Raw genomic sequence first — 23,970 nt, 5'->3', positions numbered from 1 at the left:
GTCAGTTGGACTTCGCCGTGATCCACACGGTGATGGCGACGAGAGCGCCGATGCCGAAGATCCACACGAACAGGCCCTCGGAGACGGGGCCCAGCGAACCGAGCGAGAATCCGCCGATCTGCACGGACTGCTGCTGGAAGAGGAGCGCGGAGATGATGTCGCGCTTGTCCTCGTCCGACAGGTTCATGTCTCCGAAGACCGGCATGTTCTGGGGGCCGGTGACCATGGCGGCATACATGTGCAGAGCGCTGGTCTCGGTCAGAGCCGGGGCGTACTTGCCCTCGGTGAGCGCACCACCCGCGGCGGCCACGTTGTGGCACATCGCGCAGTTGACGCGGAAAAGCTCGGCACCGTTCGCCACATCGCCGCCACCGTCGAGGATGTGGTCATCGGGGAAGGTCGGGCCGGGAGCGGACTCCTGGACGAAGGAGGAGATCGCGAGGATCTGTTCCTCGGTGAACTGCGGCGCCTTCTGCGGAGCCTGGGGCCCCTGCATCTGCAGCGGCATGCGACCGGTCGAGAGCTGGAACTCGGTGGCGAGCTCGCCGACCCCGTAGAGGCTCGGGCCGTTGGCCGTGCCCTGCAGGTCGAGACCGTGACAGGTCGCGCAGTTCGCCGTGAACAGCTTCTCGCCGTCCTCCACGGTCAGCTGCGAGGTCGCAGCGGTCTGGGTGTCCGACGCAGCGAATGCGGCGGTGGCACCGGCGTACACGCCGCCGGTGATCATGAGGCCTGCTCCGATGAGAGCTGCCGCAGCCAGGGGACTGCGACGGCCATTCGAACGGCGCTTCTTCTCTCGTGCCATCTCGGGGATCAGCTCCGCTCTTATTTCAGGAAGTAGATAACGACGAACAGCACGATCCAGACGACGTCGACGAAGTGCCAGTAGTAGGACACCACGATCGAGGAGGTCGCCTCCTTGTGCCGGAAATTCTTGACGGCGTATGCGCGTCCGATGACGAGCAGGAACGCGATCAGTCCGCCCGTGACGTGCAGCGCGTGGAAGCCGGTGGTGAGGTAGAACGCAGAAGCGTAGGAGTCGGCCTGGATCGGCATTCCCTCGGCGACGAGCTGGGCGTATTCCCAGACCTGGCCGGAGACGAAGATCGCTCCGAGCGCGAAGGTGAGGAAGAACCACTCGACCATGCCCCAGCCGAAGAGGCGACGGCGACCGGCGCCGTTCTTCTGGCCCTTTGCGATCTTGTAGGGCTGCAGGTCCTCGGCCGCGAACACGCCCATCTGGCACGTGAAGGAGGAGAGGACGAGGATCGCCGTGTTGACGAACGCGAACGGTACGTTCAGCAGTTCGGTGCGATCCGCCCAGAGCTCGGGGGAGGTGCTGCGAAGGGTGAAGTAGATCGCGAAGAGTCCCGCGAAGAACATCACCTCACTGCCGAGCCACACAATGGTTCCGACAGCTACCGGGTTGGGCCGCTTGATGGTTCTCGCCGCCGGGGCATACGTCGCTGAGGTCGTCACCCTTCCATTATGGCCGATCCTCGGACGTGATTCTTGCACCGGGCGCCCTCGTTTTGCCGGTAGCCGACTTAGGTAACCCTAAGAAAACACTGCGAATAGTCGGTGAATCCGCGGGAAACGGGGGAAGCCGTCACGACGGTCACACGTTCGGAACGATCTGCACGTTTTCCCGCGCCGATAGGATCGCACACATGGCTGATTCGCTGACCTGGTCCGATGTGCTCACCTCGCTGCTGGAGCGACGTGATCTGAGCGTCTGGGAATCGACGTGGGCGATGCGTCAGATCATGAACGGCGACGTCACGGCGGCGCAGCTCGGCGGCTTCCTCATCGCTCTCCGGGCGAAGGGCGAGACGATCGACGAGATCGTCGGGTTCCGCGACGCCATCCTGGAGGCGGCAGTTCCGCTGCCCGTCTCACCGAACGTGCTCGACATCGTCGGCACCGGCGGAGACAGGGTCGGCACGGTGAACGTCTCCACCACCGCCGCCATCATCATCGGCGCCATGGGCATTCCCGTCGTCAAGCACGGCAACCGCGCAGCAAGCTCGGCATCGGGCTCGTCGGACGTGCTGGGGGCTCTGGGCCTCGAGCTGACCTTGAACCCCGAGTCGGTCGCGTCGATCCTCGACCGCACGGGCATCACCTTCGCGTGGGCGGGGGCGTTCCATCCCGGCTTCAAGCACGCAGGCCCCGTGCGCTCTGAACTGGGCGTGCCGACGGTGTTCAACATGCTCGGCCCGCTCTGCAACCCTGCGCGCGCCGAGGCGAATGCGGTCGGTGTCGCGCAGATCGAGCGGGTGCCCCTGATCACGGGCGTGTTCCGTACCCGTGGTGCCACCGCTCTCGTGTTCCGGGGCGACGATGGCCTCGACGAACTCACCACCACCGGCCACAGCCGGATCTGGGAGGTCACTCGCGGCGACATCCACGAGCACGATCTCGATCCTCGCGATCTCGGCATCCCTCTCGCCGAACTCGCCGATCTGCTGGGAGGCTCACCCGAGCACAATGCCGAGGTGCTCCGCCGCACGCTCCAGGGCGAGGCCGGTGCCGTCCGTGACATCGTGCTGCTCAACGCGGCCGCAGGGATCGTGGCCTATGACCTGTCACAGGATGCGACCCAGGTGCAGGTGCCGATCCTCGAGCGCCTGCGGGAGGGCTACGATCGCGCGACGGCTGCCGTGGATGATGGCCGTGCCGCAGCCAAGCTCGATCAGTGGATCAGTGTGAGCCGCGAGCTCGCGGCGGTCTAGGAGCCTCGACGTGGATCCGGTCGCCGCGCTGCTCGAGATCGCCTCGTTGCTCGAGCGCGAACGGGCGTCACGGTACCGCGCCAAAGCGTTCCGTCAGGCCGCTGCGACGTTCCAGGAACTCCCCGACGACGTCCGTACGGACCCGACCCGTTTGCGTGCGAGCCGTGGCATCGGCGAATCGACCTTCGCCGTGATCCGTCAGGCGCAGGAAGGGAAGGTGCCGGAGTACCTGGTGGAACTGCGCGGTGATGTCGAGCCCGAACGGGTGTCGGCGTTGCGCGGCAGGCTCCGCGGAGACCTCCACGCCCATACGGAGTGGTCGGACGGTACGACTTCGATCGCCGTGATGGCTGCGGCCGCGCGCGCACAGGGGCACGAGTATCAGGCGATCACCGACCACTCACCCAGGTTGCGGGTCGCCCGCGGTCTGTCCGCCGAGCGTCTGCGGGAACAGATCCCGCTTGTCCGGGCGGAGTCGGGAGACGGATTCACCCTGCTCGCGGGTATCGAGGTCGACATCCTGGAGGACGGGGCGCTCGATCAGGACCCCGAGTTGCTCGCAGAGCTCGACGTGGTCGTGGCGTCCGTGCATTCGAAGCTGCGCATGGACGCCCGTCCGATGACCGCACGCATGATCGCGGCCGTCTCGCATCCGCGCGTCAACGTGCTGGGCCACTGCACCGGCCGGCTCGTCGAGGGGGAGCGGGGGACCCGCCCACCGTCCGCCTTCGACGCGGCCGCCGTCTTCGCCGCCTGTGCAGACAACGGCGTGGCGGTAGAGATCAACTCGCGACCCGAGCGCCAGGATCCGCCGGACGAGCTCATCGAGATCGCCCTCGCCGCAGGGTGCCTGTTCTCGATCGACTCCGACGCCCACGCCCCCGGTCAGCTCTCCTTGCTCGACCACGGGGCTGAGCGAGCCGAGCGCGCAGGTGTTCCAGCTGCGCGGATCGTCACCACGTGGGGTGTGGAGCGTCTGCTCGCCTGGACAGGGTGATCCTGAGGTCGAGCTCGGAGGGGCCGTTCAGACCGCGGCCACGGCAGTGACGGCGGCGATCGCGCGATCCATCGAGCCGCCCAGGTTCCACTTCGCCGCCAGCGCCAGAGCGGCTGCGGATTCTGCCTCGTCGAGAGCGTGCAAGCGGGTGCCCGGTGCCGAGATGGGCAGGGACGTCGCCACCGCGACCACGGTCGGTGCGACGTCGAGGTACGCGGACGCGTCGAGCACCTTCGCACGCACGCCGGCGCTCATGCCTTCTCCGGCCTCGGCGGCAGCGCGGATCCCGGCGAGATCGACATGGTTCTGCAAGAGCGTTGCCGCCGTCTTCTCGCCGACCCCCGCGACTCCGGGGAGGCCGTCCGATGCGTCTCCCCGCATCGTCGCGAAATCGGCGTACTGAGAGGGGAGAACTCCGTACTTCGCCACGACGGTCGCATCGGTCACGATCTCGAGATTGCTCATGCCCCGTGCGGTGTAGATCACCCGGACGTCGCGGGCGTCATCGACGAGTTGGAAGAGGTCGCGGTCGCCCGTGACGATATCGACGGGCATGTCGGCGTCTGTCGCCAGGGTGCCGATCACGTCATCGGCCTCGTGCTCGGCGATGCCGATGATGGGGATGTCGAGCGCGTCGAGCGTCTGGCGGATGAGGGGGATCTGCGCTTCGAGTGGATCGGGCACCTCTTCGACATCCGGGCCGGCAGCGACGACCTCGACGACCCGGTGCGCCTTATAGCTGGGAATGAGATCGACTCGCCACTGGGGACGCCAGTCGTCGTCCCAGCACGCGATCACCTGCGTGGGTTCGTAGAGGGTGACGAGCTTCGCGATGATATCGAGCAACCCGCGCGCGGCGTTGATGGGGGACCCGTCGGGCGCTGTCACCTTGTCTGGCACACCGTAGAAGGCGCGGAAGTAGAGGCTGGCGGTATCGAGCAACATGAGACGGTCGGTCACGAACGACAGTCTGGCACGGGCGGGCGACACGCGGACGGCACTGTGCTGCACCGGAGGCGGTGAGTCGCTCCTCGACACTCAGAGGCACGACCGCTTCTCTTCGAACGTTCTCCGCACTCGCCCTGGGCGGGCTGCTGCTCTCCTCCCAGTTGACCGGGTGCGAGACGAAGACGGGGAGCTCGCCAGCGCCCGAATCGACGGTGCAGCTCACCGTCACCACGGAGAGTGCGGGGAAGGCCTCGCTCACGCTGCCCGGCCTCGAGAACGGCGGCATCGTGCCGGCGGACGGAGAACCGCAGCAGGTTCCGGGCGTCGCGCGGATCGGGGAGCAGGAACTGGCCGTGCTCACCTGGGGATCGTCGACCTGCCTGCCGGAGTCCGGCGCAGGGGAAATGGTGAAAAAGACCGAGGGTGTCGTCCCACTGAGTCCCCCTCGGACACCCCGGCACGAGGGACCTGGTGCCGCAGATCACCTTCGCGTCGGCGAAAGGCATCGCTGCAGACGCCGTGCTGATGCTCGCGGATCACGTGGATGATGAGGGCGAGCCGGTGGTGCTGCGCTTCGTCAGCTAGGCGGTGACGGTCGGTCTCAACAGCCGAGTCCGGTCGGCTTCTGCTCGCAGGTGTATGCCACGAGGGCGGTGTGGGCTTCGAACACGCGGATCTCCTGATCAGGGCCTTCGGTCCGCATCTCGCCGGGTACGGGAAGCCAGCCGGTGCCGAGATCGACCTCGGCGGTGTAGCGTACGTCGACGTCGGCCAGGTACGTCCCCCGCTCCTGATACACGTGACTGGTGGATGTGGGCGTGAACTGCGCCTGGCCGAGGCTGCTCCAGCTCTGCCCTCCTGTCGTCAGGATTGCGCGATCGCCGTCGCCGTAGTCGAAGTCGTAGCCCACCGGTGTGAAGCGCACGGTGAGGGGGAAGCCGAAGAGCGTGCCGGTGCGGGTGTGCGCGGACGCCGTGGCAACGAAGTTCGTCGGCATGCCGGCGATACCGAGATTGCCTGGTTCGCCCAGGGCAGCGACCGGGGCCGGGGAGAAGGCCACGAGATCATTCATCGTGATCGTGGGGAGCGTCGATGCTGCGGGAGCATCTTCTCCGGCGGGGAAGCACTCTTGACCGGTGTTCCAGAGAGGCAAGCACTCATCGAACGTCGGTTCCTGTGGTGGGCGCTGCGTGCCGGCGTTCGAGTCCTGAACATTGTCGGGGGACGACGGCGCGGCCGTTCCCGGGGTGTTGCGCTCGCCCGTGACGGTGAGGGTGGTGTTTCCCGTCGAGATCGCAGCGCTACCAATTGGTGGATTGGGATCTTCCACGCCCGTTAGCGTTGGGAAACCAGTGCCTATTGGCACTGCCAGTCCGCTCATCAGCACGGCAGCTAGGAGGCGCATTCGCCGTCTTCGTTCACTTCAGCAGAGTCTGTGAGCATTCGATCGCCTTCGCTTACGAACGTGACTAACAGCGCGTATCTGGCTGGGCGATCCGGGCTTACTTGCGAGATCCCTTGGGCGTCCACAACGGTGACCTGACTAACGTCGAGGCAGACATCGGCTACGACAGTCAAGTGCGTAGAATCAAACGTCCTGCCTTCGAAGGAGATGATGACGGTCTCGCCGGCGATCACATAGCCCTCTGCATGCATCTTCGAGTAAGCCTCGCGATCTGCCTCCTCGAAGTCTCCGCTCGATAACGCGTACAACGGCTCGAAAGTGCCCGGGTCCCGAGTGTCGATTCTGTTTAGAGCCGCCGTCAGGGCCCGGTATGTCTCCTCCGCCGCTGCGAAGGCCTCTTCCTCCGAGGCGAATGCGGGTGTGGGGGTCGGCCCGGGCTCCGGCGCGGGGGAGCATCCGAGGAATCCGATGGCCGACAGTGCGACGCAGCAGGTGGCGAGGGAGCGGCGATGAGCGGGGTGGAGGCGAGGCACCCGGTCACGCTAGTGGAATGCGCCAGGGGGCGGCGAGAGTTATCCACAGTGACGTCGATGGTGACACTGATCCCATCGTCATCCGAAGTTCTGATAATCTGAAGTGTCACTCGTGGCGTGCACTTGCATGCGCTCGTGACGAGCAATCCAATCCATCCGCTGTGAAGCATGCTGTCGGCCGTGCGCGGCCGTTGCCTCACAGCCCTGAGTTCCCATTCAACAAGGACAACCCACTACATGACTACCGCAACGACCGCCCCGGCCACCAAGCAGGTCGCCATCAACGACATCGGATCTGCTGAGGACTTCCTGGCCGCGGTCGAGAAGACCCTGAAGTTCTTCAACGACGGCGACATCATCGAAGGCACGATCGTCAAGATCGACCGCGATGAGGTCCTCCTCGATGTCGGATACAAGACCGAGGGTGTCATCCCCTCGCGCGAGCTCTCGATCAAGCACGACGTCGACCCCAATGAGGTCGTCGCTGTCGGCGACCTGGTCGAGGCCCTCGTTCTCCAGAAGGAGGACAAGGAAGGCCGCCTGATCCTCTCCAAGAAGCGCGCACAGTACGAGCGTGCCTGGGGAGACGTCGAGAAGATCAAGGAGAACGACGGCGTCGTCACCGGTACCGTCATCGAGGTCGTCAAGGGTGGCCTCATCGTCGACATCGGACTCCGTGGCTTCCTCCCGGCTTCGCTCATCGAGCTGCGTCGCGTCCGCGACCTCACGCCGTACCTGGGCCAGGAGATCGAGGCGAAGATCCTCGAGCTCGACAAGAACCGCAACAACGTCGTCCTCAGCCGTCGTGCGCTGCTCGAGCAGACGCAGTCGGAGTCGCGTACCACGTTCCTGAACAACCTGCACAAGGGTCAGGTCCGCAAGGGTGTCGTGTCGTCGATCGTCAACTTCGGTGCGTTCGTCGACCTGGGTGGCGTTGACGGCCTCGTGCACGTCTCCGAACTGTCCTGGAAGCACATCGAGCACGCCTCCGAGGTTGTCGAGGTCGGCCAGGAGGTCACCGTCGAGATCCTCGAGGTTGACCTGGACCGCGAGCGCGTCTCCCTGTCGCTGAAGGCGACGCAGGAGGACCCGTGGCAGGTCTTCGCCCGTACCCACGCGATCGGTCAGGTCACGCCGGGTAAGGTCACCAAGCTCGTTCCGTTCGGTGCGTTCGTGCGCGTCGCAGACGGCATCGAGGGCCTCGTCCACATCTCGGAGCTCTCCAGCAAGCACGTCGAGCTGGCCGAGCAGGTCGTCTCCGTCGGCGAAGAGGTCTTCGTCAAGGTCATCGACATCGACCTGGAGCGTCGCCGCATCTCGCTGTCGCTCAAGCAGGCCAACGAGTCGGTCGACCCCAACGGCACCGAGTTCGACCCGGCCCTCTACGGCATGGTCGCGGAGTACGACGAGAACGGCGAGTACAAGTACCCGGAGGGCTTCGACGCCGAGACCGGTGCCTGGAAGGAAGGCTTCGACGCCCAGCGCGAGGCATGGGAGCAGGAGTACGCTGCGGCCCAGGCTCGCTGGGAGGCGCACAAGGCTCAGGTCACCAAGGCGGCCGAGGCCGAGGCGGCAGCCGGCGAGGACTTCGGCGGCGGTCAGACCTTCTCCAGCGAGACCGCTGGTGCCGGCACGCTTGCCGACGACGAGGCACTTGCGGCTCTCCGCGAGAAGCTCTCTGGCGGCAACGCGTAAGCATCACTCTCTGGAACGGGCCGTCACCTTCGGGTGGCGGCCCGTTTCGCGTCTCCCCGGATGCCCCGACCTCGCGGGCACGCCGCACAGCGATGAACCCGCCGCGTGCCAGGATGGACCTCATGCCTCTCATCGCGCTCACCGGTGGCATCGCATCCGGGAAGTCGACCATCGCGCGCCGCCTTGCCGAGCACGGTGCCGTCATCGTAGACGCGGACCAGATCGTCCGCGACGTGCAGGCCCCGGGGACTCCCGTGCTGCAACAGATCGCCGAGACGTTCGGCGCGGATGTGATCACGGCAGACGGTGCGCTCGATCGAGCCGCGCTCGGCGCAAAGGTCTTCGGAGACCCTGTGCTTCTGCAGCAGCTGAACGCCATCGTCCACCCGGCCGTACGCGCCGAGTCGCAGCGCCGGTTCGAGTCCGCCCTGGCCGCCGATCCGTCCGCGGTCATCGTCTACGACGTGCCCCTTCTGGTCGAGGCGAGAGTGGACGACCCCTGGGACACGATCGTCGTGGCGCACGCGCCCGCCGATGTACGACGACGTCGTCTCGTCGCGCTGCGCGGCATGGACGAGTCTGCCGCGCAGGCGCGTATCGAGGCCCAAGTCTCTGATGAGAAGCGACTGGCGATCGCCGATATCGTGATCGACACCTCCGGCACGCTCACCGATACGATCGCGCAGACCGATGCGCTCTGGGAGCGGATCCACCCGCGGTGAACGGGGAGTCCTACACCGGTCATGCTCCGGGCTCTCCGCTCTACCGACGTCTGATCGCCGGACTCTTCTTCGCGGGCATCACGACGTTCGCACAGCTCTACTCGACGCAGGCCGTGCTGCCGCAGATGTTGGGTCGCGACCGTCTGTCGCGCGGTCCCGTCACAGTGCCGACCGCGACGCCCTACCTGCGCACGCCGCCGTTCGGCTGAACGTTCATCCGGCGCTTCTGAGCGCGGCGCCTGATCAGTACGACCGCGGTGACGATCAGTCCGACGAGCAGGATGATCGCCAGGGCGGGGACGATGATCGCCGCGGCGGCCAGCACGAACGATGCGGCGTCCTCCGCGGTGCTCAGGACAGGGGCGGCGAGCCCGCCGGTGGTGGCGTTCGCCGCAACGCGGGCGGCGGCCTTCACCACGTGCACCACCAGGGCGATCACGATTCCGGTGGCGATAGGGATCCAGGAGCCGCTCGCAAAGAAGGAGGCGGGGTCGTCGACGGCGACGGTCTGCGCACTGGCTCCCGCGCCGAACGCGACGCCGCCGGCGGCCGGGCGGACGAGGCTCTGGACGAGGTCGTTCACCGAGTCGAGCGCCGGGATCTTGTCGGCGATGATCTCGAGCACCAGCAGTGCCCCGACGATCCAGAGCGCGAGGTCGCTGGACAGCCAGGACCACCCGGTGGGCAGCTGCACGGCGGGAAGGAGCCGATCGGCCAAGCCCAGAAGGAACAACGGCATCCAGGCGTTCAGACCGGCGGCCGCGGCGAGGCTGGAGCCGACGATGAACTCGATCACACTTCCACCCTAGGGCGAGGTGTGCGGAGGAGGACGTCGGCCGTGCACCGCGCGGAGCACGTGCTGCAGCAGTGCAGGTGTCGAAGGCATCTGCCCGGAGGCTTCGCTGGCAGCGTGACCGGCCCGGATGTCGGAGGGGCGGCCTACGCTGGAACTATGCAACCCACCCGCAGCGTCCGCCCCTTCGAGGTCATCAGCGAGTATGCCCCCGCCGGTGACCAGCCGCAGGCGATCGCCGAACTCGCGTCACGCATCAATGCAGGGGAGACGGACGTCGTTCTCCTCGGAGCGACCGGTACCGGCAAGTCGGCGACCACGGCCTGGTTGATCGAGCAGGTGCAGCGGCCGACCCTCGTGCTCGCGCACAACAAGACCCTCGCCGCGCAGCTCGCGAACGAGTTCCGCGAGTTGATGCCCAACAACGCCGTCGAGTACTTCGTCTCCTACTACGACTACTACCAGCCGGAGGCGTACGTCCCGCAGACCGACACCTTCATCGAGAAGGACTCATCGATCAACGCCGAGGTCGAGCGGCTCCGGCATTCCACGACGAACTCCCTGCTCAGCCGGCGCGACGTGGTCGTGGTGTCCACTGTCTCGTGCATCTACGGCCTCGGTGCGCCGGAGGAGTACCTGCGCGCGATGGTGGCGCTGCAGGTGGGCGAGCGCTACGACCGTGACGCTCTGATCCGTCAGTTCATCGCGATGCAGTACAACCGCAACGACGTCGACTTCTCGCGCGGGAACTTCCGCGTGCGCGGCGACACGATCGAGATCATCCCGGTCTACGAGGAGCACGCGATCCGCATCGAGCTGTTCGGCGACGAGATCGAGGCGCTCTACTCACTGCATCCGCTGACGGGCGAGGTCATCGAGAAGCTCGCGTCGGTGCCGATCTTCCCCGCGTCGCACTACGTCGCCGGCACAGACGTCATCCAGCGCTCGATCGGCACGATCGAGAAGGAACTCGAGGAGCGGCTCGCGGAGTTCGAGCGTCAGGGCAAGCTCCTCGAAGCGCAGCGTCTGCGTATGCGCACGAGCTTCGATCTCGAAATGCTCCAACAGCTCGGGTTCTGCTCCGGTATCGAGAACTACTCGCGCCACATGGATGGGCGCGAACCGGGGGAGCCTCCGCACACGCTGCTCGACTTCTTCCCCGATGACTTCCTGCTCGTGATCGACGAGTCGCACGTCGCCGTGCCGCAGATCGGCGCCATGTACGAGGGCGACGCCTCGCGCAAGCGCACCCTCGTCGACCACGGATTCCGTCTGCCGAGCGCGATGGACAACCGTCCGTTGCGCTGGGACGAGTTCAAGAATCGGATCGGGCAGACGGTGTATCTGTCGGCGACGCCGGGCAAGTACGAGATGGGAATCGCCGACGGCGTGGTGGAGCAGATCATCCGCCCGACCGGTCTGGTCGACCCGCACATCATCGTCAAGCCCTCCAAGGGACAGATCGACGACCTGCTCGAAGAGATCCGACAGCGGGTGGAGCGCGATGAGCGCGTGCTCGTCACGACTCTCACGAAGAAGATGTCGGAGGAGCTCACAGACTTCCTCGGAGAGCACGGTGTGCGCGTGCGCTACCTGCACTCGGATGTCGACACGCTGCGCCGCGTCGAGCTGCTGAGCGAACTGCGGGCGGGCGTGTACGACGTGCTCGTCGGCATCAACCTCCTTCGCGAAGGTCTCGACCTCCCCGAGGTGTCCCTGGTCGCAATCCTCGACGCGGACAAGGAGGGGTTCCTTCGTTCGGGAACCTCACTGATCCAGACGATCGGTCGCGCGGCACGAAACGTGTCGGGCGAGGTGCACATGTACGCCGACAAGATCACCGACTCGATGGCGAAGGCGATCGAGGAGACCGATCGTCGACGCGAGAAGCAGGTCGCCTACAACGCGGAGCACGGCATCGACCCGCAGCCGTTGCGCAAGCGGATCGCCGACATCACCGAAGTGCTGGCGCGCGAAGGGGCGGACACCGCCGAGCTGATGTCGGGGCGCGGTCGGGCCAGCGGCAAGGGCAAGTCCCCTACGCCGAACCTGCGTCGGACCGGCATCGCGGCCGAGGGTGCGCAGCAGCTCGAGGCGACGATCCAGGATCTAACCGATCAGATGCTCGCAGCGGCGGCGGAGCTCAAGTTCGAACTCGCTGGTCGTCTGCGTGATGAGGTTCAGGACCTCAAGAAGGAACTGCGGGCGATGGAGCGTGCCGGCCATGCCTGAGCGCGTGACCGGAGGGTGAGATGGACGCGGCAGGCGAGGAGCTGGCAGACCGGGTGCGGGCGCTGCTGAGCACGGCGGGTGGCGTCGAGGAGCGTCGTATGTTCGGCACGAGGGCGTTCCTCCTCGATGGACACATCCTCGTCGGGGCGCGACCGGGTGGGACACTGCTGGTCCGTGTCGATGAGGAGACCGGGGCCGCGCTGTCCACCCGCGTTGGAGTTGCGCGTGCCGTGATGGGCACGCGGACCATGGCGACCGGGTGGCTCGACGTCATCGCCGACGCGATCACCGACGACGGCGAGCTCATGTACTGGCTGGACGTCGCACGGGAGAACGCGGAGGGGGCGGGCTGACCGATTGGCATCCCTGCGCGGGATGGGCCGTAAAACGCGGCGTCAGGGGCAGTGCACCAGCGTCTTGACTCCGGAGCGGTCGATCTCATGCTCGGTCATCGGCGCACCGCACAACGGGCAGGAACGCTCGGCGCGTTCCGCTGCGCTCGGGGGAGGCGTCTTCTCGTACGGTCCCACCGATGCCGGGCCGGCGAATCGGATGAGGTTGGTGTTAACCCAGGCATAGAGCCCTCCCGCCTCGCGGATGCGCGTGCGGAGCGGTGGACGATCTTGGTCGTGTGCCATGTGGTTAGTGTACTAATGATTAGTGCAGATGTATAGTTGGCTTCGTGACGTCGACCGATGATCTGCTCCGGCTGGAGAACCAGCTCTGCTTCGCGTTGGTGACGGCCGCGCGCAATGTGGTCGCCATCTACCGCCCGATCCTGGAGCCACTCGGGCTCACGCACCCGCAGTACCTCGTGATGCTCGCGCTCTGGGAACGGGATCCGCGCTCGCTGAACGATCTCGCCGGGGAGCTGGCGATGGAGCCGGCCACCGCCTCTCCGCTCGTGAAGCGTCTCGAGGCCGAAGGGCTGATCGTCCGCCAGCGCAGCAGCGAGGACGAACGCCGGCTCGAGATCACTCTGACCGACAGCGGTCGCGCGCTGCGAGAGCGTGCGCTCGACGTGCCCCATGAAGTGATGTCGGCGGTGGGAATGAACGTGGGGGAGATCTCGGCGCTGCGCGACGGGCTGGGGCCGTTTGTCGGGCGCCGTACCGAATCCGACTGACGCTCGCAGCGTACGCGGAGCCAATGTCCGTGGCCCCTCGTAGACTTGTCCGGTGCCTATCGTCCCTGTAGTTTCGCCCGGAAAACTGAGTGTCCGCGGTGCCCGCGTGCACAACCTCAAGAACGTCGACATCGATATTCCCCGCGACTCTCTCGTCGTGTTCACCGGTCTGTCCGGCTCGGGAAAGTCCAGCCTCGCGTTCGACACGATCTTCGCGGAAGGTCAGCGCCGGTACGTCGAATCGTTGAGTGCGTATGCGCGCCAATTCCTCGGACAGGTCGACCGTCCTGATGTGGACTTCATCGAAGGGCTGAGCCCGGCGGTCTCGATCGACCAGAAGTCCACGAACCGCAACCCGCGCTCGACGGTGGGCACGATCACCGAGATCTACGACTACATGCGTCTGCTCTGGGCGCGCATCGGCATCCCGCATTGCCCCGAGTGCGGCGAACGCATCCAGCGTCAGACCGTGCAGCAGATCGCCGATCAGCTCATGGAGCTGCCGGAGCGCACCCGCTACCAGATCGTCGCCCCGATCATCTCGCAGAAGAAGGGCGAGTTCGTCGATTTGTTCCGCGAGCTCGGCGCGAAGGGATATTCGCGTGCGATCGTCGACGGAGACCTGGTGCAGCTGGCGGAGCCTCCGACGCTCAAGAAGAGCTACAAGCACGACATCGCGGTCGTCGTCGACCGCCTCGTGGCAGCTGACGACATCCTCGGCCGTGTGACGGATTCGGTTGAGACTGCGATCGGCCTGGCCGGCGGAGTCGTGCAGGTCAACTTCGTCGACGAGGAGGGCGATGCCGCGTGGCAGTCCTTCTCCGAGAAGCTCGCGTGTCCGAACGGGCATGCGCTGACCCTCACCGAGATCGAACCGCGCACGTTCTCGTTCAACGCTCCATTCGGCGCCTGCCCGGCGTGCTCCGGCCTCGGAACCCGCATGTCCGTCGATGTCGACCTGATGCTCGGCGACGAAGACCTCTCCATCCGCGAGGGCGTCATCATCCCGTGGACGACCCAGGGCAAGGGGCTGTTCCAGTACTACGAGCGGCTGCTCGAAGGGCTGTCGCGCGATCTGGACTTCTCGCTGGACACCCCCTGGCGCGAGCTGCATTCGGATGTTCAGGATGCTGTGCTCCGCGGCGAGAACTATAAGGTCACGGTCAAGTGGAAGAACCGCTACGGCCGTGAGATGCGGTACGCCTCCGGTTTCGAAGGCGTGGTGCCCTACATCGAGCGACAGTACCTCCAGGCGGAGTCCGACAACCAGCGCAACCGCTGGGGCGAGTACCTTCGCGAAGTCCCTTGCCCTGTCTGCGACGGCGATCGTCTGAAACCCGAGGTACTGGCGGTGCAGGTGCACGGGCACTCGATCGCCGAGGTCTCGCACCTCAGCCTCGCCGATGCTCGTGCCTTCATGGAGACGCTCGTCCTCACCGACCGCGAGGCCAAGATCGCCGCGCAGGTGCTGCGCGAGATCCGCCTGCGCCTCGACTTCCTCCTGCAGGTCGGCCTGTCGTACCTCAACCTCAGCCGCTCCGCCGGTTCGTTGTCGGGTGGAGAAGCCCAGCGCATCCGCCTAGCGACCCAGATCGGCTCCGGCCTCACGGGCGTGCTGTATGTGTTGGACGAGCCGTCGATCGGCCTGCACCAGCGTGACAACCGCCGCCTGATCGAGACGCTGCTGACGTTGCGCGACCTCGGAAACACGCTGATCGTCGTCGAGCACGATGAGGAGACGATCGAAGCAGCCGACTGGGTGGTCGACATCGGCCCCGGCGCAGGTGTGAACGGTGGAGAGGTCGTGCACTCCGGTCCGTACGCGGCGCTGCTCGACGACAGCGCGTCGATGACAGGGGAGTACCTCTCCGGTCGCCGCGAGATCCCGATGCCCGCGAAACGGCGCAAGATCGACAAGAAGCGTCTGCTCAGCGTGGTCGGCGCCAGGGCGAACAACCTGCAGAATGTCACGGCCGACTTCCCGTTGGGCGTGCTGACCGCGGTCACCGGAGTCAGCGGCTCCGGCAAATCTTCGCTCGTGAACGACATCCTGTACCAGGTGCTCGCATCCCGCCTCAACGGCGCACGCACGGTGCCCGGTAAGCACACCAGGGTCACGGGACTCGACAACCTCGACAAGGTCGTGCACGTCGACCAGGCGCCGATCGGGCGCACCCCGCGCTCGAACCCGGCGACCTACACCGGCGTGTTCGACCGCATCCGCTCGCTGTTCAGCGAGACGCCCGAGGCGAAGGTGCGCGGCTACCAGCCGGGCCGATTCAGCTTCAACGTCAAGGGAGGCCGCTGCGAGGCATGCTCCGGCGACGGCACGATCAAGATCGAGATGAATTTCCTGCCCGATGTGTACGTCGACTGCGAGGTCTGCCACGGAAAGCGCTACAACCGTGACACGCTCGCCGTGCACTACAAGGGCAAGAACATCGCCGAGGTGCTTGAGATGCCGATCGAGGAAGCGGCAGACTTCTTCGAACCGATCCAGGCGATCCACCGCTACATGAAGACGCTCGTCGATGTGGGGCTCGGCTACGTCCGCCTCGGACAGTCCGCGACCACGCTGTCCGGCGGCGAGGCGCAGCGCGTCAAGCTCGCCACCGAACTCCAGCGCCGCAGCAACGGACGCAGCATCTACGTGCTCGACGAGCCGACCACGGGTCTGCACTTCGAAGACGTGCGCAAGCTCCTCGAAGTGCTCAACGGACTGGTCGACAAGGGCAACACCGTGATCGTCATCGAGCACAACCTCGACGTCATCAAGTCCGCGGACTGGGTCATCGACCTGGGGCCCGAGGGCGGATCCGGCGGCGGACAGATCATCGCGACGGGGACCCCTGAGCAGATCGCTCGCGCCGAGGGCAGCCACACCGGGCAGTTCCTCGCAGAGATCCTCGGGGAAGGGCGCGCCGCGCGGAAGGCCAGCTGATGGCAGACGTGCTGCCGTACAAGCCGAGGGCGGGCGAGATCCCGACAGACCCAGGGGTGTATCGCTTCCGTGACGCCGAGGGGCGTGTGCTCTATGTGGGCAAGGCGAAGAATCTCCGCCAGCGTCTATCGAACTACTTCGCGCCGCTGCGCACGCTTCATGAGCGGACGCGGAGGATGGTCACGACGGCTTCGTCGGTCGAGTGGACCGTTGTGCCGACCGACGTCGACTCCCTCCAGCTGGAGTACATGTGGATCAAGGAGTTCGATCCGCCATTCAACGTGCGCTACAAGGACGACAAGTCCTACCCGTTCATGGCGGTGACGCTTGCGGATGAAGCACCGCGGGTGATCGTCACGCGGAATCGAAAGATCCCCGGCGCGCGCTACTTCGGACCGTACCCCAAGGTCTGGGCAGTGCACGAGACGATCGACCTCATGATCAAGGCATTCCCGATCCGCACCTGCAGTGACGCGAGCTACAAGCGCGCGATGCAGACCGGGCGCCCCTGCTTCCCTGGTCAGATCGGCAAGTGCGGCGGCCCCTGCTCGATGACGGTGACCGTCGAAGAGCACCGCGCCATGGTCGATGACTTCGTGGCGTTCATGGCTGGCGGCGACGAGCGATTCACCCGTGAGCTGACCAAGCGGATGCTATCCGCCTCGGCGGCGATGGACTACGAGGCTGCGGCGAAGTACCGCGACAAGTTGTCAGCCATCGAAGCCGTGCTCGGGAAGAGCGCACTGGTGCTGCCCTCTGATGAGGACGCAGATCTGTTCGGCATCGCGGAAGATGAGCTCTCCGCCGCCGTGCAGCACTTCGTGATCCGTAAGGGGCGCGTGCGCGGTGTGCGGGCGATGACCATCGAGAAGGAGATCGACATCTCCCGCGGCGAACTGGTCGATCAGGTGCTGCAGCGCGCGTACGGCGAGGCGCAGGACGTGCCGCGCCGGATCCTGGTGCCCACCCTCCCGGATGATGCGCGCGAGCTCGAGGAATGGCTCCGGACGAGACGCGGCCGCAAGGTGGAGCTCGCCGTAGCGCAGCGCGGTCAGCGCGCCGACCTGATGCGTACGGCCACTCTCAACGCCCAACAGGCGCTGATCCGGCACAAGACTCGTCGCACCAGCGACTACATCGCGCGCACACAGGCCCTCACCGACCTGCAGGAAGCCCTGGGCATGACCGAGGCCCCGCTGCGGATCGAGTGCTTCGACATCTCGCACCTCAGCGGTACCAACGTCGTGGCCTCGATGGTGGTCTTCGAAGACGGCCTGCCTCGCAAGGACCAGTACCGTTCGTTCGGCATCGCCGAGACCACCGACGATACGGACTCCATGTATCAGGTGCTGCGTCGGCGCCTGGCATACCTGGACCGGCCTGAGCCCGTCGTCATCATCGACCCGACCTCCGACGAGGTCGTCGGCGAAGACGGCGAGACAGCGGGAAAGCGCAAGCCCCGTTTCGCGTACCCGCCGCAGCTGCTGCTGGTCGATGGTGGCAAGCCCCAGGTCGAGGCCGCAGCCCGTGCGCTACGTGATGCGAACCACACCGAGATCGCGGTGTGCGGCATCGCCAAGCGCCTCGAGGAGGTGTGGCTCCCCGGCGAGGACTTCCCGGTGATCCTCCCGCGAACGAGCGAGGCGCTGTATCTGTTGCAGCGCCTTCGCGACGAGGCGCATCGTTTCGCGATAGTCCATCAGCGTAAGAAGCGCAAGAACGACATCACCTCCGTGCTCGCTGAAGTGCCGGGACTGGGGGCCTCGCGCATCAAGGTGCTGCTCAAGCACTTCGGCTCCGTTGCCGCGCTGCGCGCCGCTCCACCGGGAGCGATCGAGGAAGTCCAGGGGATCGGTCCCGTGCTCGCTCAGAACATCCACACCCATCTCTCCACTCGCTAGGCTGGGAAGCGAGGGGGAGAAGGAGCAGTGAACCATGGTTGACGGGGACAAGGGCGAGTTCCTCATTGTCACGGGTATGTCCGGCGCCGGTCGGACGACCGTGGCCAACGCGCTGGAAGACCTTGGCTGGTACGTGGTCGACAACCTCCCTCCGCAGATCCTCCGCCCCCTCCTGGACCTCACGGACATGGGCGGCAAAGCGCTCCCCAAGGTCGCCGCGGTGGTCGACGTGCGCGGGGGCAACCTCTTCGACGACTTCCCGGGCGTGGCCAGGGCTCTCCGCTCCCGTGGCTCGGTGCGGGTGCTGTTCCTCGACGCCTCCGATGATGTGCTCGTCCGGCGCTTCGAGGCCGTGCGGCGCCCACAGCCGCTGCAGGGCGACGGCACGCTGCTCGACGGCATTCGAATCGAGCGCAACCGCCTCGCGCCGATCCGAGAAGCAGCGGACCTGGTGATCGATACGTCGTCGCTGAACATCCACCAGCTGGCCACCCAGGTCTCCGATCTCTTCTCGGAGGAGGGGGAAGCCAGGCACCGGGTGACGCTGCTCAGCTTCGGGTTCAAGTACGGACTGCCCACTGACGTCGACCTCGTGGCCGACATGCGCTTCCTGCCCAATCCGTTCTGGAACGAGGAACTCCGCGGGCTCACGGGGCAGGACGAGCCTGTGCGGGACTACGTGCTCACCCGTGAGGGAGCGGCGGAGTTCCTGGACGCCTATGCCGCCGCTCTCGTGCCGGTGCTGGAGGGCTATCAGCGGGAGAACAAGAGCCACTCGACGGTCGCCATCGGCTGCACAGGTGGGAAGCATCGCTCCGTGGCGATGTCTGAAGAGCTCGCTCGAAGGATTGCCGCGATCCCCGGCGTCGCCGTCAATGTGCGTCACAGGGACCTCGGCAGGGAGTGAGCAGTGCGCCCAGCCGGGTAAGCTGGACGTTTGCGTCGCGATCCGGCGCGTGAACGTAGAGGAGCCTCGTGGCACTAACCACCGACGTCAAGGCTGAGCTGGTCAGCATCCGTAATGCACCCCCCACGGTGCGTGTCGCGGAGGTGACCGCTATCCTCCGGTTCGCCGGTGGGCTGCACTCCATCGCCGGCCGGGTGGCCGTCGAAGCAGAGGTGGATGCGGAGACGCTGGCGCGCCGCGTTGCGCGCGATCTCGCGGAGATCTACGGTGTCCGCCCCGAGATCGCGCAGGTGCAGTCGAGCACCGCGAACGAGGGCGCACGCTGGGCGGTCCGCGTCATCGGCGCAGGAGAGACGCTCGCCCGTCAGACCGGTCTGCTGGACCAGCGCCGTCGTCCGGTTCGCGGGCTGCCGAACCGGTTGACCACCGGCTCGCGTGCCGAGATCGCCGGACTGTGGCGCGGTGCGTTCCTCGCAGCGGGAACGCTCAGCGAGCCCGGTCGTTCCGCGATGCTCGAGGTCGCCTGCCCGTCGTCTGAAGCGGCTATGGCACTGGTCGGGGCGGCGCATCGTCTCGGCGTCGCCGCGAAGGCGCGGGAAGTCCGCGGGATGCCGCGCGTAGTTGTCCGCGAAGGCGAGGCGATCCGCACCGTGCTGAGCGAGATGGGCGCACAGAAGACCGCGGTCGCGTGGGAAGAGCTGCGGCAGCGTCGCGAGGTCCGCGCGGGTGTCAACCGCCTGGTCAACTTCGATGACGCGAACCTCCGGCGTTCCGCGCAGGCCGCCGTGGCCGCCTGCGCGCGCGTGGAACGTGCACTCGAGATCCTTGCCGACGAAGTCCCCGACCATCTCAAGGTGGCGGGAGAACTGCGTCTCGCGCATCGCGACGCGAGCCTCGACGAACTCGGCCACCATGCTGACCCGCCTCTGACCAAGGACGCGGTCGCGGGCCGTATCCGCCGCCTGCTCGCCATGGCGGACAAGCGGGCGCAGCAGGAGGGCATCCCCGGAACCGAAGCTGCGGTGCCGGCAGGGCTCGACGTCTGAGCGCCGCGACGACTTCAGAACCGGTCCCGTCCTGGGGCCGGTTCTTTTGCGTCACACGTCGGAAGGTTCCGGGACATGCGCGCGTTGTCGTCAGTAGGATGAGTTACGTCCGCTCTACGCCGCACATCGGTGGCGCGGAGGATCGGCAAGCGCCGCGGCGCGGCGCGGATTGGATGAAAGCGACATGGCGACCTACACGCTCCCTGACCTTCCCTACGATTTCGCAGCTCTCGAGCCCCACATCAGCGGCAAGATCATGGAACTCCACCATGACAAGCACCACGCGGCCTACGTCGCCGGCGCCAACACGGCACTCGACCAGCTTGCCGAAGCCCGTGACAGCGGCAACCTCGCCAATGTGAACAAGCTCGAGAAGGACCTCGCGTTCAACCTCGGCGGGCACGTCAACCACTCGATCTTCTGGACCAACCTGTCGCCGAACGGCGGAGGCCAGCCCGAGGGCGAGCTGCAGGCGGCCATCGACGAGTACTTCGGCTCCTTCGAGAAGTTCCAGGCGCACTTCACCGCCGCAGCCACCGGCATCCAAGGCTCCGGCTGGGCGGTTCTGAGCTGGGACTCGATCGGATCGCGCCTGATCATCCAGCAGCTCTTCGACCAGCAGGCGAACACGGCGCAGGGTACCATCCCGCTGTTCCAGCTGGACATGTGGGAGCACGCCTTCTACCTGGACTACTTGAACGTCAAGGCCGACTACGTCAAGGCGGCGTGGAACATCGCCAACTGGGAGAACGTCGCCCAGCGCTTCGAAGTCGCCCGTAAGCAGACGAACGGCCTGCTGGTACTGTCGTAACCGGGTCGCGTCCCGGTGGGTTTCGGCTCGCCGGGACGCCATCTCAGCCAAAAACCCCCCGCGCTTCGCGTCTGCAGGAATGCAGCGCTCGGCGCACGAGAAACAGGGAGACCTGAGTGTCTGTCAAGATCGGTATCAACGGCTTCGGCCGTATCGGACGCAACTACTTCCGCGCGGCCCTCGCGCAGGGAGCAGACCTTGAGATCGTCGCGGTCAACGACCTCACCGACAACAAGACCCTTGCCCACCTGCTGAAGTACGACTCGGTCGGAGGCGTCCTCGACGCTGAGATCAGCTTCGACGACGACAGCATCACGGTCAACGGCAAGAAGATCAAGGCGTTCGCCGAGCGCGACCCCGCCAACCTCCCGTGGGGCGAGCTGGGCGTCGACATCGTCATCGAGTCGACCGGCTTCTTCACCAAGGCCGAGCTGGCACGCAAGCACATCGATGCCGGCGCGAAGAAGGTCCTCATCTCGGCGCCGGGCACCGGCGTCGACGGCACGTTCGTCATGGGCGTGAACGAGGACACCTACAACGCGGAGACGGATCACATCCTCTCCAACGCGTCGTGCACCACCAACTGCCTCGCGCCGCTCGCGCAGGTCTTCAACGACGCGTTCGGCATCGACCGCGGATTCATGATGACCGCGCACGCCTACACCGCTGACCAGAACCTTCAGGACGGCCCGCACAGCGACCTCCGTCGTGCGCGTGCCGCGGCGATCAACATCACCCCGGCCTCGACCGGTGCTGCCAAGGCGATCGGCGAGGTGCTCCCGGAGCTCCAGGGCAAGCTGAGCGGCTCGTCGTACCGTGTTCCGGTTCCCACCGGATCGATCGTCGACCTGACGCTGATCACCGACCGCGAGAACCTCACGGTCGAAGAGGTGAACGAGGCGTACAAGAAGGCCGCTGCCGAGGGGCGTCTTGCCGGGTTCCTCCAGTACAACGAGGACCAGATCGTCTCCAGCGACATCGTGCACAACCCGCACTCCTCGATCTTCGACGCGACGCTGACCAACGTCAGCGGCAACCTCGTCAAGGTCTCCAGCTGGTACGACAACGAGTGGGGTTACTCCAACCGTCTCGTCGACCTGACCGAGTACGTGGCCGAGCGCCTCTAAGCTCAGATACATGACTCTGCGCACCCTGGACACGCTGGGGTCGCTCGAAGGCAAGCGCGTCATCGTCCGTTGTGATCTCAACGTCCCCCTGCGGGATGGGATCATCACGGACGATGGCCGCGTTCGCGCCTCGCTGCCGACCCTCAACGCACTGATCAACGCGGGTGCCCGCGTCGTCGTGTGTTCCCACCTCGGACGCCCGGATGGCGCGCCCGATCCTCAGTACAGCCTCGAGCCGGTCGCCCAGCGACTGTCGGAGCTGCTCGGCAAGCCGGTCGCGTTCGCGCGTGACACTGTCGGCGAATCGGCACAGGAAGCTGTGGCATCGCTCGAAGACGGCGGAGTCGTCGTGATCGAGAACCTCCGCTTCAACGCCGGTGAGACCGCAAAGGACGACGCCACTCGTGCGGCGTTCGCAGCGGAGCTCGCCGCCCTCGGCGACGTACTGGTCTCGGACGGCTTCGGTGTCGTCCACCGCAAGCAGGCGAGCGTCTATGAGCTCGCGAAGCTGCTGCCGTCTGCTGCCGGTCTGCTGATCGCAGCCGAGCTCGATGTGCTCGACCGTCTCACCGAGAACCCGGAGCGGCCATACGCGGTCGTGCTGGGCGGTTCGAAGGTCAGTGACAAGCTCGGCGTCATCTCGCACCTGCTGCCGCGCGTCGACACGATCCTCGTCGGCGGCGGCATGCTGTTCACCTTCCTCAAGGCGCAGGGGCACGCGGTGGCATCGAGCCTCCTGGAGGAGGATCAGCTCGAGACGGTCCGCGGGTACCTCGCGGAAGCCGCCGAGCGCGGCGTGAAGATCGTGCTGCCGACCGATGTCGTCGTCGCTGCGTCCTTCGGCGCCGACGCGGCGCATGAGGTCGCCGCGGCCGATGCGATCGAGACGACGCCCTTCGGCGCCTCGGGCATCGGCCTCGATATCGGACCGGAGACCGCGGCTCGGTTCGCCGAGGTCATCCGCGCATCCAAGACGGTGTTCTGGAACGGCCCGATGGGCGTATTCGAGTTCCCGGCTTTTGCGGCCGGCACCAAGACCGTCGCGCAGGCGCTCACCGAGGTCGATGGCCTCAGCGTGGTCGGTGGTGGCGATTCCGCCGCTGCCGTGCGTCAGCTCGGCTTCAGCGACGACCAGTTCGGTCATATCTCGACCGGCGGCGGCGCAAGCCTCGAGTTCCTCGAGGGCAAGAAACTACCCGGCCTGGAGGTGCTCGGATGGGCGTGACGCCCCGTACCCCGCTGATCGCGGGCAACTGGAAGATGAACCTGGACCACCTGCAGGCGGTCGCGTTCGTGCAGAAGCTGCACTGGACGCTCAAGGATGCCAAGCACGAGGACGGCTCCGTCGAGGTGGCGGTCTTCCCGCCGTTCACCGACATCCGCAGCGTGCAGACCCTGATCGATGCGGACAAGATCCCGTTCTCGCTCGGTGCTCAGGATCTTTCGGCTCACGACTCCGGTGCGTACACCGGAGAGGTGTCGGGGGCGTTCCTCGCGAAGCTCGACGCGAAATACGTCATCATCGGTCACTCCGAGCGTCGTGAGTACCACTCCGAGGGCGATGACGTGGTGGCCGCCAAGGTGCAGGCGTCGCTGAAGCACGGACTCGTGCCGGTGATCTGCGTGGGGGAGACCGCGGAAGACCTGGAGAAGTTCGGTGCCAGCGCCGTTCCGGCCGGTCAGCTCGAGGCCGCACTGCGGGGTGTCGCGCCGACGGCGGACATCGTCGTCGCGTACGAGCCCGTCTGGGCGATCGGCTCGGGACAGGCTGCCACGCCCCAGCAGGCGCAGGACGTCTGCGCCGCGCTGCGCGCCGTCATCGCGAAGGTGCTGGGCGATGACGCGGCCGCACGGACGCGTGTCCTCTACGGCGGGTCGGTGAAGTCCGCGAACATCGCGAGCTACATGCGTGAGCCCGACGTGGACGGTGCGCTGGTCGGTGGGGCGAGCCTCGTCGTCGACGAGTTCGCCGCGATCATCCGCTTCGAGAAGCACGTCGGCGTGTGAGTGCGGCGGGGCTCCGGCCCCGCTGCACCGTATACTTGACCGTT

Annotated in this window: 23 protein-coding genes; 16 read left to right on the top strand and 7 right to left on the bottom strand. The window is 66.3% G+C overall.

The window, feature by feature from the left end:
• Position 1: 1 nt before the first annotated feature.
• Together qcrC and ctaE are read right to left on the bottom strand one after the other, a co-directional pair.
• On the bottom strand, positions 2-805 hold the full coding sequence (gene qcrC, locus KZC51_RS13530) for a cytochrome bc1 complex diheme cytochrome c subunit (RefSeq protein WP_247630465.1): 804 nt from the start codon (positions 803-805) through the stop codon (positions 2-4).
• Positions 806-825: 20 nt separating this feature from the next.
• A complete protein-coding gene (gene ctaE, locus KZC51_RS13525) occupies positions 826-1,479 on the bottom strand; it encodes an aa3-type cytochrome oxidase subunit III (protein ID WP_308194302.1) in 654 nt (217 codons plus the stop codon).
• Between the two features lie 191 nt (positions 1,480-1,670).
• Between ctaE and trpD the strand changes: the two genes are divergently transcribed.
• The gene (trpD, locus tag KZC51_RS13520) at positions 1,671-2,735 is read left to right on the top strand and encodes an anthranilate phosphoribosyltransferase (protein WP_247630464.1); all 1,065 of its coding nucleotides are present in this window, start codon (positions 1,671-1,673) and stop codon (positions 2,733-2,735) included.
• 10 nt (positions 2,736-2,745) lie between these two features.
• Positions 2,746-3,732, top strand: coding sequence for a PHP domain-containing protein (locus KZC51_RS13515; protein WP_247630463.1), 987 nt, complete (start codon positions 2,746-2,748; stop codon positions 3,730-3,732).
• Positions 3,733-3,759: 27 nt separating this feature from the next.
• Here the strand turns inward: KZC51_RS13515 and KZC51_RS13510 are convergent, their stop codons facing one another.
• The 3 genes from KZC51_RS13510 to KZC51_RS13500 form a co-directional block, all read right to left on the bottom strand.
• Positions 3,760-4,692, bottom strand: a complete 933-nt coding sequence (locus KZC51_RS13510; protein WP_247630462.1) for a 5'-3' exonuclease — start codon at positions 4,690-4,692, stop codon at positions 3,760-3,762.
• Positions 4,693-5,281: 589 nt separating this feature from the next.
• Complete coding sequence (locus tag KZC51_RS13505; protein WP_247630461.1) at positions 5,282-6,010, bottom strand: hypothetical protein; 729 nt, start codon at positions 6,008-6,010, stop codon at positions 5,282-5,284.
• Between the two features lie 62 nt (positions 6,011-6,072).
• Positions 6,073-6,618, bottom strand: a complete 546-nt coding sequence (locus KZC51_RS13500; protein WP_247630460.1) for a hypothetical protein — start codon at positions 6,616-6,618, stop codon at positions 6,073-6,075.
• Positions 6,619-6,855: 237 nt separating this feature from the next.
• On the opposite strand from KZC51_RS13500, the gene rpsA reads away from it, so the two are divergent.
• The 3 genes from rpsA to KZC51_RS17940 all read left to right on the top strand — a co-directional run bounded on the left by rpsA (position 6,856) and on the right by KZC51_RS17940 (position 9,244).
• On the top strand, positions 6,856-8,313 hold the full coding sequence (rpsA, locus tag KZC51_RS13495) for a 30S ribosomal protein S1 (RefSeq protein WP_141871675.1): 1,458 nt from the start codon (positions 6,856-6,858) through the stop codon (positions 8,311-8,313).
• Positions 8,314-8,435: 122 nt separating this feature from the next.
• A complete protein-coding gene (coaE, locus tag KZC51_RS13490) occupies positions 8,436-9,035 on the top strand; it encodes a dephospho-CoA kinase (RefSeq protein WP_247630459.1) in 600 nt (199 codons plus the stop codon).
• Complete coding sequence (locus KZC51_RS17940) at positions 9,032-9,244, top strand: hypothetical protein (protein WP_372491787.1); 213 nt, start codon at positions 9,032-9,034, stop codon at positions 9,242-9,244. Before coaE ends, KZC51_RS17940 begins: the two co-directional genes overlap by 4 nt.
• Here KZC51_RS17940 and KZC51_RS13480 read toward each other — a convergent pair.
• The gene (locus tag KZC51_RS13480; RefSeq protein ID WP_247630458.1) at positions 9,217-9,831 is read right to left on the bottom strand and encodes a DUF4126 domain-containing protein; all 615 of its coding nucleotides are present in this window, start codon (positions 9,829-9,831) and stop codon (positions 9,217-9,219) included. The two genes, KZC51_RS17940 and KZC51_RS13480, sit on opposite strands and share 28 nt — an antisense overlap.
• Before the next feature lie 156 nt (positions 9,832-9,987).
• Here KZC51_RS13480 and uvrB point away from each other — a divergent pair, with 156 nt between their 5' ends.
• Together uvrB and KZC51_RS13470 are read left to right on the top strand one after the other, a co-directional pair.
• Positions 9,988-12,060, top strand: a complete 2,073-nt coding sequence (uvrB, locus tag KZC51_RS13475; protein ID WP_247630457.1) for an excinuclease ABC subunit UvrB — start codon at positions 9,988-9,990, stop codon at positions 12,058-12,060.
• A gap of 20 nt (positions 12,061-12,080) precedes the next feature.
• On the top strand, positions 12,081-12,413 hold the full coding sequence (locus KZC51_RS13470) for a TfoX/Sxy family protein (RefSeq protein WP_247630456.1): 333 nt from the start codon (positions 12,081-12,083) through the stop codon (positions 12,411-12,413).
• Positions 12,414-12,455: 42 nt separating this feature from the next.
• On the opposite strand, the gene KZC51_RS13465 is transcribed toward KZC51_RS13470, so the two are convergent.
• Positions 12,456-12,698, bottom strand: coding sequence for a hypothetical protein (locus tag KZC51_RS13465; RefSeq protein WP_247630455.1), 243 nt, complete (start codon positions 12,696-12,698; stop codon positions 12,456-12,458).
• 44 nt (positions 12,699-12,742) lie between these two features.
• Between KZC51_RS13465 and KZC51_RS13460 the strand changes: the two genes are divergently transcribed.
• The 9 genes from KZC51_RS13460 to tpiA all read left to right on the top strand — a co-directional run bounded on the left by KZC51_RS13460 (position 12,743) and on the right by tpiA (position 23,926).
• Positions 12,743-13,186 (top strand): MarR family winged helix-turn-helix transcriptional regulator, encoded by a 444-nt coding sequence (locus tag KZC51_RS13460; RefSeq protein ID WP_247630454.1) that lies wholly within the window; start codon positions 12,743-12,745, stop codon positions 13,184-13,186.
• 52 nt (positions 13,187-13,238) lie between these two features.
• Positions 13,239-16,127 carry an excinuclease ABC subunit UvrA gene (gene uvrA / locus KZC51_RS13455; protein ID WP_247630453.1) on the top strand — a complete coding sequence of 963 codons (2,889 nt, stop codon included), beginning with the start codon at positions 13,239-13,241 and terminating at the stop codon, positions 16,125-16,127.
• Positions 16,127-18,028, top strand: a complete 1,902-nt coding sequence (uvrC, locus tag KZC51_RS13450) for an excinuclease ABC subunit UvrC (protein WP_247630452.1) — start codon at positions 16,127-16,129, stop codon at positions 18,026-18,028. The genes uvrA and uvrC overlap by 1 nt, the downstream gene beginning before the upstream one ends.
• A gap of 34 nt (positions 18,029-18,062) precedes the next feature.
• Positions 18,063-18,935, top strand: coding sequence for an RNase adapter RapZ (rapZ, locus tag KZC51_RS13445; RefSeq protein ID WP_247630451.1), 873 nt, complete (start codon positions 18,063-18,065; stop codon positions 18,933-18,935).
• Positions 18,936-19,003: 68 nt separating this feature from the next.
• Entirely contained in the window at positions 19,004-19,981 is a 978-nt protein-coding gene (gene whiA, locus KZC51_RS13440) for a DNA-binding protein WhiA (RefSeq protein ID WP_247630450.1), read from the top strand.
• Between the two features lie 184 nt (positions 19,982-20,165).
• A complete protein-coding gene (locus tag KZC51_RS13435; protein WP_247630449.1) occupies positions 20,166-20,792 on the top strand; it encodes a superoxide dismutase in 627 nt (208 codons plus the stop codon).
• 116 nt (positions 20,793-20,908) lie between these two features.
• Complete coding sequence (gap, locus tag KZC51_RS13430) at positions 20,909-21,919, top strand: type I glyceraldehyde-3-phosphate dehydrogenase (protein ID WP_247630448.1); 1,011 nt, start codon at positions 20,909-20,911, stop codon at positions 21,917-21,919.
• Positions 21,920-21,929: 10 nt separating this feature from the next.
• Positions 21,930-23,144, top strand: a complete 1,215-nt coding sequence (locus tag KZC51_RS13425) for a phosphoglycerate kinase (protein ID WP_247630447.1) — start codon at positions 21,930-21,932, stop codon at positions 23,142-23,144.
• On the top strand, positions 23,135-23,926 hold the full coding sequence (tpiA, locus tag KZC51_RS13420; RefSeq protein ID WP_247630446.1) for a triose-phosphate isomerase: 792 nt from the start codon (positions 23,135-23,137) through the stop codon (positions 23,924-23,926). Before KZC51_RS13425 ends, tpiA begins: the two co-directional genes overlap by 10 nt.
• Positions 23,927-23,970 lie beyond the last annotated feature (44 nt).

The organism is Microbacterium croceum (assembly GCF_023091245.1).
Lineage (GTDB): Bacteria > Actinomycetota > Actinomycetes > Actinomycetales > Microbacteriaceae > Microbacterium > Microbacterium croceum.
Note: the sequence above shows the minus strand (reverse complement) of the source record. Positions and strands in the feature narration are given on the sequence as shown.